General features: G+C 60.9%; 12 protein-coding genes. 5 read left to right on the plus strand and 7 right to left on the minus strand.

Annotation, left to right across the window (positions count from 1 at the left end; genetic code table 11):
- Positions 1 to 285: 285 nt before the first annotated feature.
- The 7 genes from LVD08_RS18305 to LVD08_RS18335 form a co-directional block, all read right to left on the minus strand.
- On the minus strand, positions 286 to 870 hold the full coding sequence (locus LVD08_RS18305; protein ID WP_247268863.1) for a hypothetical protein: 585 nt from the start codon (positions 868 to 870) through the stop codon (positions 286 to 288).
- 85 nt (positions 871 to 955) lie between these two features.
- Entirely contained in the window at positions 956 to 1,138 is a 183-nt protein-coding gene (locus tag LVD08_RS18310) for a hypothetical protein (protein WP_247268864.1), read from the minus strand.
- A gap of 11 nt (positions 1,139 to 1,149) precedes the next feature.
- The gene (locus LVD08_RS18315; RefSeq protein ID WP_097088770.1) at positions 1,150 to 1,392 is read right to left on the minus strand and encodes a hypothetical protein; all 243 of its coding nucleotides are present in this window, start codon (positions 1,390 to 1,392) and stop codon (positions 1,150 to 1,152) included.
- A gap of 150 nt (positions 1,393 to 1,542) precedes the next feature.
- The gene (locus tag LVD08_RS18320; protein ID WP_247268865.1) at positions 1,543 to 2,613 is read right to left on the minus strand and encodes a lipocalin-like domain-containing protein; all 1,071 of its coding nucleotides are present in this window, start codon (positions 2,611 to 2,613) and stop codon (positions 1,543 to 1,545) included.
- On the minus strand, positions 2,603 to 5,074 hold the full coding sequence (locus tag LVD08_RS18325; RefSeq protein ID WP_247268866.1) for an ABC transporter permease: 2,472 nt from the start codon (positions 5,072 to 5,074) through the stop codon (positions 2,603 to 2,605). Before LVD08_RS18325 ends, LVD08_RS18320 begins: the two co-directional genes overlap by 11 nt.
- The gene (locus LVD08_RS18330; RefSeq protein ID WP_096796218.1) at positions 5,071 to 5,724 is read right to left on the minus strand and encodes an ABC transporter ATP-binding protein; all 654 of its coding nucleotides are present in this window, start codon (positions 5,722 to 5,724) and stop codon (positions 5,071 to 5,073) included. The genes LVD08_RS18325 and LVD08_RS18330 overlap by 4 nt, the downstream gene beginning before the upstream one ends.
- 195 nt (positions 5,725 to 5,919) lie before the next feature.
- Positions 5,920 to 7,617 (minus strand): sulfatase-like hydrolase/transferase, encoded by a 1,698-nt coding sequence (locus tag LVD08_RS18335; RefSeq protein ID WP_247268867.1) that lies wholly within the window; start codon positions 7,615 to 7,617, stop codon positions 5,920 to 5,922.
- Between the two features lie 389 nt (positions 7,618 to 8,006).
- On the opposite strand from LVD08_RS18335, the gene LVD08_RS18340 reads away from it, so the two are divergent.
- From LVD08_RS18340 to LVD08_RS18360, 5 genes are read left to right on the plus strand one after another with little or no spacing between them, the layout of a single operon-like run.
- The gene (locus LVD08_RS18340) at positions 8,007 to 9,359 is read left to right on the plus strand and encodes a UDP-glucose dehydrogenase family protein (protein ID WP_096796216.1); all 1,353 of its coding nucleotides are present in this window, start codon (positions 8,007 to 8,009) and stop codon (positions 9,357 to 9,359) included.
- A complete protein-coding gene (locus tag LVD08_RS18345) occupies positions 9,356 to 10,393 on the plus strand; it encodes an NAD-dependent epimerase (RefSeq protein ID WP_097088761.1) in 1,038 nt (345 codons plus the stop codon). Before LVD08_RS18340 ends, LVD08_RS18345 begins: the two co-directional genes overlap by 4 nt.
- A gap of 18 nt (positions 10,394 to 10,411) precedes the next feature.
- On the plus strand, positions 10,412 to 11,158 hold the full coding sequence (locus LVD08_RS18350) for a sugar transferase (RefSeq protein ID WP_247268868.1): 747 nt from the start codon (positions 10,412 to 10,414) through the stop codon (positions 11,156 to 11,158).
- Positions 11,158 to 11,805 (plus strand): CpsD/CapB family tyrosine-protein kinase, encoded by a 648-nt coding sequence (locus tag LVD08_RS18355; RefSeq protein ID WP_007961335.1) that lies wholly within the window; start codon positions 11,158 to 11,160, stop codon positions 11,803 to 11,805. The genes LVD08_RS18350 and LVD08_RS18355 overlap by 1 nt, the downstream gene beginning before the upstream one ends.
- 21 nt (positions 11,806 to 11,826) lie before the next feature.
- Positions 11,827 to 12,852 carry a polysaccharide biosynthesis/export family protein gene (locus tag LVD08_RS18360; RefSeq protein WP_103367654.1) on the plus strand — a complete coding sequence of 342 codons (1,026 nt, stop codon included), beginning with the start codon at positions 11,827 to 11,829 and terminating at the stop codon, positions 12,850 to 12,852.
- Positions 12,853 to 12,857: the final 5 nt, after the last annotated feature.

The following is a 12,857-nucleotide window of genomic DNA, read 5'->3' on the forward strand; positions in this document are numbered from 1 at the left end:
TCTGAAATTGTATACATCCGCTCCGAAGAGGTGTTCGCCCAGTGTAATGGCCTGGCAATCCATGCACCGGTAAAGAGCCCTGACACTGGGCGAACGGGAAGGATTTTAATAGAAGTTGGCAGATATGTCGTCATACACAAAGGTAAATTTTATGTACGAAAAAGTTAATAGATATTTATCGACGAAATCCTTTCGTGAAACTTTCAAAGCACGGCTCAGCTCATTTCAGATGATTGTTCTCATACAATAATCTGTACAAGAACAATCATCTTGTAGAGTTAATACTCAGCTTTCATGCTGACTGGTCACTTTTAATACATCGGTATAAGTGACAACTACGCTCTGCCCGACTTTCAGATCTTTCAGCTTGGCCTGAATTTCAGGCTTTTTGACGTCGAGGATTTTCGACTTACCTTGAGGGTTTTCCAGGGTCACCTGATTATTCTTCAAATCAATTTTGGTGATTTTCAGTTGCACCTGAATCTGGCGATAAGCCTCCCCGCCCGGGTTTTCAGTGCCCGGAGCGTTGCGCAGCTCGCCGCTGCGCTCGACGGTGCCAGGCAGACCTTTATCCACATCGGTATCGAGGTAAGCCGCCACCGAGCGTTGCACTTCGAGTTTTACCAGGTCGCCGACCTTGAGGTTGGCGAGGTTTTTCGCCTTGTCGCTGAGCTGAACGTGAACCTGACGACCTTCGGCGCCTTCCAGCACCACCTGATGGTTGGCCGCATCGACGGCCAGCACTTTGGTGGTGACCTGATCGGCCTCGACGGTAGCAGAAAGCGGAATATCGGCCGCCATGGCGCCGAAGCTGGTGGCGGACAGGACGGTTGCGAGGGTGATGGCCTTGGCCAGAGCGTGGAGCTTCATAAGCGGTACTTTCCCTGTAATGAATGGCAGCAACCGGCGCCAACGTGTGTTTGGCGCCGAATGTGCCACTGAGCATAGACGCTGTTCAGGGCTTGGCTTTCGTTTCTGCCGCGGCGGTCTCCTGCGCGGTGGACTCGCCACTGGCGGTGCCCCTGCCGCTGTCCTCGCGCTGTTTGGGGTCGGTCGGGCGCAGGGCGTCGTTGTCGCGCTCGGTTTCTCCCGGTGGCCGGGGTTCGTCGGGGTGTTCGCTGGGGGATACGGGTTTCATGGTGGTTCTCCTCAGGCGTCAGGGTCATCCAGTTCATTGGTAACGTTCACGGCAGGCGAATCCTTGTGCAGGTCATCGGCCTTGGCGCGCAGGATCTGCCACTGCTCCAGATCGATCGCGCCCTGGCCGAGCAGATCGTCGGCGATGCGCTGCAGGTCGAAGTAGTGAGCGTCGGGCGATTGCTGCCAGTAGGTCTGATCGTCGAACAGGCGCTGCCAGGTGGTGAGGTCTGGGGGTTGCAGGTCGTCGCTCATGGGCGGGCTCCTCGCCGGGGTCTCGGAAATGGGCCGGGATTGATCGGTAGAGGGTGGTAGACGGGGCGGAGTTCCGGGCAATTGCTCTGTGGGTGACTGTACCGGCGCCTTCGCGTGCAAGCCCGCTCCCACAGGTTTTGCGTGTGAGCGTCAGTACCCGGTCATTTCCAGATAGCCGCGCCCGCCATGGCTGCCGCTGATCCGCACCGGCCCTTCCCAGTAAGGGATGCGCAGGTTCATCCAGGCGTCGGGATTGAGTGCGTCGAGGCTGATGTCGAGGTGTTTGTCGGGAATGCTGATCGACCAGCGCACCGGCATCTGGCGGCCGACAACTTTTGCGGTGTCCTTGGGTGTGAGTCTGATCTGCGCGCCGTGCAGGGTTTCGGTCTGGCCGTCGGCGTTGATCCAGGTGCCGGTCAGATACGGCGCGCCGTCGGTTTGCCGGGTGCGAAACAGCATCAGCGACTCACCACTGTCCAGGTGCAGGGAAAACCAGTCCCACCCGGTCTGATTCGCTGCCAGTGGCTGGCTGCTCCACTCCCGATCCAGCCACGCCGGGCCGCTGACGGTGTAGGTCTGGCCGTCGATTTGCAGGGTGCCGCTGGCCTGAAAAAACGGCTGACTGTAGTAGTACGAAGCCTGACCCTGTTCGGATTTTCGGCTGAAACCGTTGTCACCTTGCAACACCAGTGGACGACTGGAGGTGAGGTGCAATTGATAGCTGAAGGCTTTGTCGCTGGCACTGAGTTGCAGATCGGTCAGCGGATCCTGCGCCTGACTGGCGAAGCGCCAATCATCGATCCATGCCTCGAACGGCGCGACGTTCACCCCGGCCTGCCCCACTCCGCCTCGGGCATAGCGCTCGGCGGCATGGTGCGCGGTGGCTGAAGTCACTGCGGCATGCCCGAGCCAGATCGTCTGGTTGGCCCAGCCCGGTTGGTCTGCCGCAGGTTTTAACGCACTGCGAAACAACGTCCATTGCACGCCGAAATCGTGGCCCTGCTGATCCTTGAGATTGGCGGTGACATACCACCACTCGATACGAAAACCATCATGTGCGCCGTGATCCGCCGGGAAGTTGAACACTCGCCCCGGCACCACGGGAGTGAATTGAGCCGCCTGATCGCCGAGCCCGGCAAAGCCCTTCTGCTCGGGAACAGGCTGATCGCAGCCACCCAATAGCAACAGTGAGAACAGCAGCGCGACGAGGTTAATCCTCATGAGCAAACGTCCTCAGCAGATCCGCCGGTTGCGTGCGGTACAACGAATACAGCGGCCATGCCGAGGCCAACAGCGTCGCCAGCAACGCCAGCCCGAGCAATTGCAAGAGTTGCAGCGGAAAGATCCGCAACGGCAAACGCCAGCCGAATGCCTGCACGTTGATCACCGCGTCCAGACACCACGCCAACGCGATCCCCAACGGCAACGCCAGCACCAGCGTCAACACCGCCAGCAGCCACGTCTGGCCAAGGTTGAGCAGCATCAACTGGCGGCGCGTCACGCCCAAGGCCCACAGCGGCGCCAATTGCCCGAGGCGGCTCTGGCTCTGGGTCAGCAGGCTGATGAACAGCGCCACACCGGCCACCGCCAGGGTCAGGCTGTTGAGCGCGGCGGTGGCGGCGAAAGTGCGTTCGAAAACCTGCACCGACCACCCCTTGAGCCGCGCCTGATCGACGATGCGGCTGTCATCGAGCTGAAAGCGCGTTTGCAGTGCGCGCAAAAACGGCGGGATGTCGGGCGGCGCGATGCGCAAGTTGAAACGGTTCGGCGTCAGTGACGGCCACAGCCGCAGCAGATGATTGCTGTTGACCAGCACATGCCCCTTGGGATTGCCGTAGTCGGCGTAGATCCCGACGACCCGCGGTGACCACGCCCCGCCCGGTGTCGGCACGTTCAAATGATTCCCCGCCCGCACCTTCAGCCGTCGTGCCAGTTGTTCGCTGAGCATCACTGAATCGTCGTTCGCCAGATGCGCCCACGGATCACCGGCGATCGCCTCGAGCAACGGCCAGTGCTGCCGGTAATAAGGATGATCGATCACCCCGAAGACATCCGCCGGCCAGCCTTGCAGGGTGACCGCGACTTGCCAGTTGGGCAGCACCGCGCTGACGTTCGGCTGTTGTTTGAGCCAGGTGTACATCTCGCGCGATTGCGCCGGATTGACCGGGTGGAGGTACAGCTCGGCACTGAGGCGTTGTTCGAGCCAGTCGTCGAAGGTCTGGCGAAAACCGGCGGTCATGCTGCCGGCGCCGATGTTGGCCGACAGCGCCAGCAGCAACGCCATTAGCGCCAGACTGAGTGCCGGCAGTTGCTGGCGGCAATCGGCGAGAAACCACTGACCGAGCACCGAACGACTGCGCCCAAGCAAAGGAGTAAGCACTGCGCTGAGCACCACCGGCAACGCCAGCGCAGCGCCGAGCAGCAACCCGGCCATCAACACAAAACCACTTCCGAGGCTGTCACCAAACAGCGACGCCAGCAGCGCAATCAAGCCCAGCACCGCCGCCAGCCAACCCTGACGGCGCAACCAGCGCGCATGCTGCAGATGCCAGGCTTGCGGATCCGCCACCGCCAACAGCGGCAAGCGTGCCGCACGCAGCAGACTATTGGCACCGGCCAGCAACGCGCCGAACAGGCTCAAACCAATACCGCTGAACCACCACCACGGACTCAGGCGCAACTGCCCCGCCACTTCCGCGCCGTACAGACCGCGCAGGCTGGCGGCGACATCCGGCAGCAACACGCTCGCCAGCCAGTAACCGCTGATGACTCCGAACACCCCGCCAGCCAACGCCAGCACACCGAGCTCGACGACCAGACAGCCGATCAACATCCGCGCACTGACCCCGCAGGCGCGCAACGTGCGCAGCAGGCCACGACGCTGTTCCAGCGCCAGACCGATCGCCGCGTGCACGATAAACAGTCCGACCAGAAACGAGAGAAAGCCCAAGGCATCGAGGTTGAGGTGAAAGCTCTCGGTCAGGCGCGCCAGATTGTTTTCCTCGGCGCTGCTTTTGAGCTGCAGCCGACCATTGAACGCGGCCGGCAGCTCGCCATGAAAATCCTTCGGCAGCAACAAGCGCGATAATTGCCCGGGCTGTTCGAGCAGGGTTTGCGCAACACCGATGTCCACCAGCAACATGCCCGGCGCCATGTCCTGTTGCGCGTGCAACGGCGGCAGCATCTGGCCGTTGGCGGTTTGCGGCGTGGCGCCTTCGGTCAAGCCCAGGGCTTGCAAGGTTTCCGGTGAGATCCAGGTGCTGCCCGGCGGCGAGAAGAACGCGACGATGCGCTCGATCGGCATCGCCTGCCCGGCCACCGCAGCGTCCGTGGGCAGCGACACCGGTTCGATGCCCATCAGTTGCAGCCGCTGGTCCTGGTGATCCTTGAGAACCAAACGGCCTTGCAGCAGCGGCGACACCGGCCAGCCTGCGCGGCGCAGATCGACAAACCACTGCTGACTGAAGGTCGCACCGCTCGGTGTGGCCAGACTGGCCTGGGGTTCACCGCCGATCATCTGACTGGCCCGGGCGTAACTGTCGCGGGCCTGACTGTTCAGTGCCTCGACCCCGGTCAACAGACTGGTCGCCAGCCACAACCCGGTCAGCACACTGAAAAACTGCACCGGATGCCGCCGCCAGTGGCTGAGCAACGCACGCAGGGTTTGCCAGAATACGTTCACGTCAGACGGCCGCTGGACAACACCACCCGCTGCGCCAATCGCGCCGCCACGCGTGGGCTGTGCGTGACCATCAGCAGCGTGGTCGGCGTGTCATCCAGCAACTCGAGCAACAGGCGCAGCACTTCGTCGCTGGTGGCTTCGTCGAGGCTGCCGGTGGGTTCGTCGGCCAGCAGCAGTTTCGGCCGCGACGCCAAGGCCCGGGCCAGCGCCACCCGCTGCTGCTGACCGCCGGAAAGTTGTTCGGGATAACGCTTGAGCAAATCGCCCAGCCCCAGACGCTGCACCAGATGCGCCTGCCAGCGCGGTTCATGGCGCCCGGCCAGACGCGCCTGAAACGCCAGATTATCCTCGACCCGCAGACTGCCGATCAGGTTGAACTGCTGGAACACCAGACCGATTTCAGTGCGACGCCAGTCGGCCAGCTGCGCTTCGTTCATCTGCTCCAGCCGATGCTCGCCGCTGTGGATGCTGCCGCGATCAACCTTGTCGAGGCCGGCAATCAGGTGCAGCAAGGTGCTTTTGCCGCTGCCGGATTCGCCCATCAGCGCCAGACTGCTGCCGGCTTCGAGCGTCAGGTCGACGCCTTGCAGCACCGGGAGCGGGCCTTGGGGAGTGAGGTAACTTTTGAACACGCCTTGAACCTGAAGCATGCCGCCATCCGTTGGGTCAATGTGGGGCAAGGATAGCGGATAGCGGCCTGATTGGATCAGTGGTGTTCGTACTGGTCTCATCGCTGGCAAGCCAGCTCCCACAGGGATTGAGGTTGTCCACAAATACTGAGTACACCCTAAAACACTGTTGGAGCTGGCTTGCCAGCGATGAGGCCAGTGAAACCGGCACAAATCTCACTCCCCGGTCGCCACACTGGTCGCCGCCGCCCCCGGCGTGACAATGGTATTCAGATCAATATGCTTCCACTCAGGCTTGGCCCCCAACCGCGCATTGAAGCGGTAGTTGAAGGTGAAATCGTCCGCCGTCGGCAGCGTCAACGGTTTGCCGTACAGCGCCTCGATGCCCGCCAGGTCATAACCCATCAACTGCAGCAGCGTCGGAAAAATGTTGTAGTGACTGGAGCGATCCTTGTTCGCCGGCAACGCTTGCGCCCAGTCCGGCCCGTGCAGCTGATCGCCCTGAATCACCACCAGTGGCACCAGCCCTTCTTCCTCCACCGGATCGCCGCCGCAGTGGGTATTGAGCCCGGGGTTGCCGCGTTCATGCAGGTCCTGACCGTGATCGGAGGTGTAGATGAGCAGCGCATTGTGCAAATTGGCCTGGGCAAATACCCGGGCGAAGAACTCGCCGACATTCCACAGCACGGTGTTCTTGTAGGCGTTGCGGTACAGCACCCAGTCATTCGGCTGGCCGTTGAAACCGTCGCGTTTGCCGGTGTCGGCGACTTCGGTGAATTGCCCGCGCGGCAAGGTCGGACGGTAGGCCATGAAGGCGTCGGGGTATTTGTCGTGCACCGGGAAATGCGCGCCGACCTTGTTGATCACCACCAGCTCCGGTTGATCATCGTTGAGCAGCTCGATCAGCTTGGCGGCGGCGGCCATGTCGCGGTCACGCACGCTGGTCTGGTCAAACTGGACGAACTCGTCGATGTCTTTTTTCTCGGTGTCGGTCATCAGGTTCTGCAGATTGCCGGCAGTGCGCTGAGCGTCGATGTACACCGTGCGCAACCCGGCCTTTTTCGCGTACTGCCAGATCGACGGCAGCGTGCTGTTGATGCGCATGTAATCGTCGCGGGTGCCGCCGTAGCGCAACGTGACGTTGGTGTCGGCGCTGCAATTGGCGATGGATGCGGCGTAGCCGTAGTTGAAAATGTCGACGCCCGGATGCGCCTGATTCAGGTTGCTGTGCACGCCGAACGGCGCATTGATGTCCAGGTAATTGCCGGAGATGCTTTCATCGATGATCAGCACGATGTCGTGATTGACCGCCACTGCGTTGCGCGCCAGCGTCACCGGCTCGCGCGGGCCGACCGTGTTGTGCAGCGCTTCATAAGCGAACAGGTTCAGATAGGCCAGCGGCGTGTACATGATCGGCAAACCGCGCGCGCCCTCGCCCGCCCGCAGGAACAACACCGCGCTCAACAGCAGCACACCACACACCGGCGCCGCCACACGCAACGCGTTGGGCACCACCAGTGCATGGCGCGGTTTCAGACCGATGCCGAACAGCAACAGCAGACCACTGAGCGCGCCATGAATGATCGCGTCGCGATACTGGTAGGCGGCCTCCTGAATGAAGCCGCCGGAGTACACCAGCGAGACAAAACTGCTGTAGGTCAGGTAATCCGCGGTGACCCGGGTATAGACATCGAAAAACACCGCCGAGACAAACAGTGTTATTGCGAATAAGTGGCGAATGAGAGCCTGACGAATATAAGCCGTTAGATATAACGCTAAAGTAAGCGCCAAAAACATCGCGCCAAAAAGAAGTACAGCAAAAGCGACGCCGATAGCATTTAACCGATCAACGTAATATTCGGAATAAAGCAGCAAATAAACAATTAAAAGTACTTCTTTGGCATATCTGAACATGGCGATACCGCTCGTGCAAAACGGCAGGGAGTCAAAGGTTTGTCGGTCAGAACCTGACACTAGCACCCAGCCATCAAAGCGCAAGAATTGACTGTTTTCTTTAGAAAGCGTCAAAAAACCGGTGACTCAAATCTGACACACACCAAACGCTAGAAGCCTTTAAATTAAAGACTTACAACCGTTTATCGCTTATTTTAAATCTGAACAAATCTGCAAAAAAACAACAAATCCAATCGCAGCAATGACTTGATGGCCAATCGCCAAAAAGCGCTCAAGTGTTATACAGGTGCAACATGTCATTTTGCTGACACGCTTTCCAAACCCTGCGCTATACCCCTTTTACAGTCTTCTTCCGAACTTCTTCTTTTCGCTCTATCGAGGGTGCGCAGATGGACGTGAGCGTATTTGGCACCGGCTATGTCGGATTAATTCAAGCCGCCGCACTTGCAGATGTAGGGCATCGGGTTTTATGTGTCGATATTGACCCCAACAAGATCAAGCAACTGCAACAAGCTGTGCCACCTATTAGTGAGCCTGGTCTTTCCAGCACCCTCGAAGAAAACATCAAGGCCGGCCGCTTGCTCTTTAGCACTCAGGCCAGCGACGCGGTGGAGCATGCCGAGCTGATTTTCATCGCCGTGGGCACGCCGGCCGATGAAGACGGTTCCGCCGACCTGACCCATGTGCTGAACGTGGCTCGGGAGATCGCCTCGCACATGGAGGCCGATCGCACCCTGATCATCAAGTCCACGGTGCCGGTCGGCACGGCCGACCAGGTCGCCGCCAAGGCCAGCGAAGAGTTGCTCCGTCGCGGCAAAAGTGCCCTCAAGGTCCGCGTGGTGTCCAATCCCGAATTCCTCAAGGAAGGCAGCGCCCTCGCCGATTGCATGCGCCCGGACCGGATCATCGTCGGCACCCGCGATGACGAAGCCCGCGAACAGATGAGCGAGCTGTACGCGCCGTTCTGCCGTAACCACGAAAAACTGATGTTCATGGACAACCGCAGCGCCGAACTGACCAAGTACGCGGCCAACGCCATGCTCGCCACGCGCATCAGCTTCATGAACGAACTGGCCAACCTCACCGAACTGCTCGGCGCCGACATCGAAGCGGTGCGCAAAGGCATCGGCTCCGACCCGCGCATCGGCTACCACTTCATTTACCCCGGTTGCGGCTTCGGCGGTTCATGCTTCCCCAAGGATCTGCGCGCCCTGCTGCACACCGCCGAACACAACGGCATGCCGCTGAAATTGCTGCGCAGCGTCACCGACGTCAACGACAGCCAGCGGCACATCCTCTTCGGCAAACTCAAGGCGCAGTTTCCGCAGGGTCTGGCCGGCAAGTCGATTGCGATTTGGGGCCTGGCGTTCAAACCCAATACCGATGACATGCGCGAAGCCCCCAGCCGCTACCTGATGGACGCGCTGTGGGCCGAAGGCGCCAGCGTGCAGGCCTACGATCCGGAAGCCATGTCCGAATGCCGGCGCCTGTACGGCTATCGCAACGACCTGCACCTGTGCGCCACCCGGGACGACACCCTGGAAGATGCCGATGCGCTGGTGATCTGCACCGAGTGGAAGAATTTTCGCGTAGTGGATTTCGAGCTGCTGGCGAGCAAGCTGCGCTCGAAAGTGATTGTCGACGGTCGCAACCTCTACAACCCGGAACACGTGGCCGCCGCCGGTCTGCATTACAGCGGCATCGGCCTGCGCCACATTGCTCCGGAAGGACTGCGCCCATGAAAATCCTGGTCACCGGCGCAGCCGGCTTCATTGGCGCCCATTGCGTGTTGCGGCTGATGCGCGACGGGCATGCGGTGGTCGGCCTGGATAACTTCAACGGCTATTACGACCCGCAACTGAAACACGATCGGGTGCAATGGGTGCGCGATCAGGTCGGGCATTTCCCGCTGGCGCGGATCGATCTGGCCGATGCCGCCGCGATTGAAGCGCTGTTTGTCCGCGAGCAACCGCAAGTGGTGATCCACCTCGCGGCGCAGGCCGGGGTGCGCTACTCGCTGGAAAATCCGAAGGCCTACCTCGACAGTAACCTCTGCGGTTTCCTGAATATTCTCGAAGGCTGCCGCCACCATCCGGTGGAGCACTTGATCTACGCCTCGTCGAGCTCGGTGTATGGCGCCAACCAGCACACGCCGTATTCGGTGCATGACGGGGTGAATCACCCGCTGTCGCTGTACGCCGCGACCAAAAAAGCCAACGAGCTGATGGCCCACAGTTACAGCCATCTGTTCGGCATTCCCAGCACCGGTCTGCGCTTTTTCACCGTGTACGGGCCATGGGGTCGGCCCGACATGTCGCCGATCCAGTTCGCTCGGGCGATCACCGAAGGCACACCGCTGAAGCTGTTCAACTACGGCGAGCACCAGCGCGATTTCACTTATATAGACGACATCGTCGAAAGCATCGCGCGCCTCACCGACCATCCGCCGCACAGCCACCCGGAGTGGGATCGCGAACACCCCGACGCGGGCAGCAGCATGGCGCCGTGGTGTCTGTTCAACATCGGCGGCCACCACCCGGTGGAGCTGAAAACCTATCTGGCACTGATGGAAAAACACCTCGGCCAGAAAGCCATTGTCGAGCTTTTGCCCCTGCAACCGGGCGATGTGCTCAACACCTGTGCCGAGACCGATGATCTGGCCCAGGCCACCGGGTTCCAGCCCCGGATCGAGCTGGATGAAGGACTGGGGCGTTTCATCGCCTGGTTTCGCGACTACTACCCCACTGCCTATCGCCCACGCGCCGCTCGCGGCTGAACATCAGCGGAGGACCCCATGACTGGACATGAACAAGGTGTACCGATCAATCAGATGCGCCGCGACAAGCGCATGGATCCCGAGCACCGAATGCGCCTCGATAGCGCCATTCACCGGCAGGGCCGGGGCTGGCTGACCGGCCGCGACGGCGGCCGGCCATGGACGCTGTCACGCACCAACCGGGTGCTCGCCTGCTTCGGTGCGCTGGTGCTGCTGGCGGCGTTTTCGCCGCTGCTGCTGGGCCTGGCACTGGCCATCAAATTCACCAGCCCGGGCCCGGTGATGTTCGTGCAGAAACGCACCGGTTATCGCGGCCGCACTTTCGGCATGTACAAGTTCCGCACCATGGTCTGCAACGCCGAAGAGCTGAAGGAATCGCTGCGCCACCTCAACAAGCACGGGGTCGACGCCATCGACTTCAAGATCGACAAGGATCCACGCATCACCGGCATCGGCGGTTTCCTGCGGCGTACCAGCCTCGATGAACTGCCCAACCTGTTCAACGTGGTCAGCGGTGACATGCGCCTGGTCGGCCCACGGCCGACTTCGTTCAACGCCTACCGCTACAAGGACAACCACCTTGCGCGCCTGAGCATCTACCCCGGCATGACCGGCCTGTGGCAGATCTCCGGGCGCAGCAACATCGACTTCGACCAGCGCGTTGAGTTGGACCTCAGCTATATCGCCGAGCAAAGCCTTTTGCTTGATCTGAAGATCTTGTTGAAAACCCCCTTCAAAGTATTCAGCGGCCACGGAGCAAGCTAATGGACGGTTCAACCAACAAAAGCCTGAGTATTGCCAACCCCAGCGAATCGAACCTGATTTCGACCGTGCTGGATCTGGATCTGCGGATCCTGTTCCTGACCGCCGCCAACCCCGGCGCGGGCACCACCACCAGCGCGCTGGCGCTGGCCAGCCAACTGGCGCAGATGAGCAGCGGCCAGGTGTTGCTGGTCGATGCCAGCCAGTCGGCGGGCAACCTCACGCAGCAATTGAACCTGGGCAAGGAGCGCGGCCTGCGCGACCTGCTGTTCAACCCGGACAACCCGCCGCTGTTGCAGGACTGCGTGGTGCAAGTCTCGAGCCTGCCTTTCCATGTGCTGCCCAACGGCCGGCCGATCCGCACTCTGGAACACCTGACCGCCGAGCGCCTGAGCCCGCTGCTCGACCGACTTGGCACCCAGTACCGCTTCGTGGTGATCGACGGTGACGCGGTGTATTCCGCCGCCGACACGCTGGTGCTCGCCACTCAGGTCGATGGCGTGGTGTTCGTGGTGCGCGCCGAAGACACCCGCTGGGAAGTCGCCCAGGCCGCCGTGCAACGCCTGACCCAGGCCGGCGCGAAGGTGGTCGGCAGCGTGTTCAACCGGCGCAAGTACTACATGCCCAAGTGGCTCTACAAAAACCTGTAAGCAAACGCGAGGGATGACGCCATGAACGCCAAGATACTGGTTCTGCTGATGCTGCCGCTTGCAGGCTGCTCGAGCAATTCCGAAACCCAGAACATGCCGGTGAACATTCTCACCGCCACCCCGGCTAACGCCCAGGCCACCGACATGCCGAAGATCGAGCAGACCTTGCGCCCGCAAGACGTGCTGGATGTGATCTTCCACATCAGCACCAGCGGCTCGGACGCCTACCGCGTGCAGTCGGGTGACCAGATCGGCCTGAACTTCACCGCCGCCAGCCAGCTCAATGGCAACCAGTTGGTGCTGCCCGACGGCACCATCAACCTGCCCGGCGCCAACACCTCGGTGAAAATCGCCGGCCTGACCGCCGATGAGGCGCGCGATGAAATCCAGCGTGCCTACCAGCGCAAACAGCTGTTCCAGCCCAACCGCAATCAGTTGACGGTGCAGGTCATCAGCCCGCTGACCAATGAGCAGAACCTGAAAAGCGCACTGAATCACCCGGCCACCGGCATGAGCCGCGAGATCACCGTGGGCAATGACGGTTATGCGAGTTTTCCGGAAATCGGCGCGGTGCCGCTGCAAGGCATGACCATCAACCAACTGGAAACTTTCCTCAACCAGAAGTACGCGCAATTGCCGGGGCGGATGAGCGTCGATGTGATGCTCAAGTCCACCGCCGGCAACGAGATCTACGTGCTCGGCGAAGTCGGCCAACCGGGTTCCTACCCGATCCGCCGTCCAGTGTCGGTGCTTGAAGCGCTGACCCTGGCGCGCGGCACCAATGTCAAGGCGCGCCTCGACTCGGTGGTGATCATGCGGCGCAACGGCAACCAGGTGCAGGCCGTGCACTACGACGTGGAAAAAGCCCTGTCGGGCGATGCGTCGCAGATCGCCTACCTGCAACCGGACGACATGCTGTTTGTGCCAAAAACCAAACTGGCGAGTGCCGGTGAGCTGGCTCGGCAACTGGCGGACGTGGTGCTGTTCCAGGGCGTGGGCTTCAGCTTCGGCTACCGCGTCGACAACAAAGACAGTAACAACAACTGACTCTC

Origin of the sequence: Pseudomonas sp. YL2 (assembly GCF_023063025.1) — a bacterium.
Taxonomy (GTDB): Bacteria; Pseudomonadota; Gammaproteobacteria; order Pseudomonadales; family Pseudomonadaceae; genus Aquipseudomonas; species Aquipseudomonas putida_A.

What these genes read in the sequence shown, in the direction of transcription:
- LVD08_RS18355 (WP_007961335.1), top strand. Translation starts at nt 11,158, where the DNA reads ATGGACGGTTCAACCAACAAAAGCCTGAGTATTGCCAACCCCAGCGAA.
- LVD08_RS18320 (WP_247268865.1), bottom strand. Translation starts at nt 2,613, where the DNA reads ATGAGGATTAACCTCGTCGCGCTGCTGTTCTCACTGTTGCTATTGGGT.
- LVD08_RS18340 (WP_096796216.1), top strand. Translation starts at nt 8,007, where the DNA reads ATGGACGTGAGCGTATTTGGCACCGGCTATGTCGGATTAATTCAAGCC.
- LVD08_RS18335 (WP_247268867.1), bottom strand. Translation starts at nt 7,617, where the DNA reads ATGTTCAGATATGCCAAAGAAGTACTTTTAATTGTTTATTTGCTGCTT.
- LVD08_RS18350 (WP_247268868.1), top strand. Translation starts at nt 10,412, where the DNA reads ATGACTGGACATGAACAAGGTGTACCGATCAATCAGATGCGCCGCGAC.
- LVD08_RS18360 (WP_103367654.1), top strand. Translation starts at nt 11,827, where the DNA reads ATGAACGCCAAGATACTGGTTCTGCTGATGCTGCCGCTTGCAGGCTGC.
- LVD08_RS18345 (WP_097088761.1), top strand. Translation starts at nt 9,356, where the DNA reads ATGAAAATCCTGGTCACCGGCGCAGCCGGCTTCATTGGCGCCCATTGC.
- LVD08_RS18310 (WP_247268864.1), bottom strand. Translation starts at nt 1,138, where the DNA reads ATGAAACCCGTATCCCCCAGCGAACACCCCGACGAACCCCGGCCACCG.
- LVD08_RS18330 (WP_096796218.1), bottom strand. Translation starts at nt 5,724, where the DNA reads ATGCTTCAGGTTCAAGGCGTGTTCAAAAGTTACCTCACTCCCCAAGGC.
- LVD08_RS18305 (WP_247268863.1), bottom strand. Translation starts at nt 870, where the DNA reads ATGAAGCTCCACGCTCTGGCCAAGGCCATCACCCTCGCAACCGTCCTG.
- LVD08_RS18315 (WP_097088770.1), bottom strand. Translation starts at nt 1,392, where the DNA reads ATGAGCGACGACCTGCAACCCCCAGACCTCACCACCTGGCAGCGCCTG.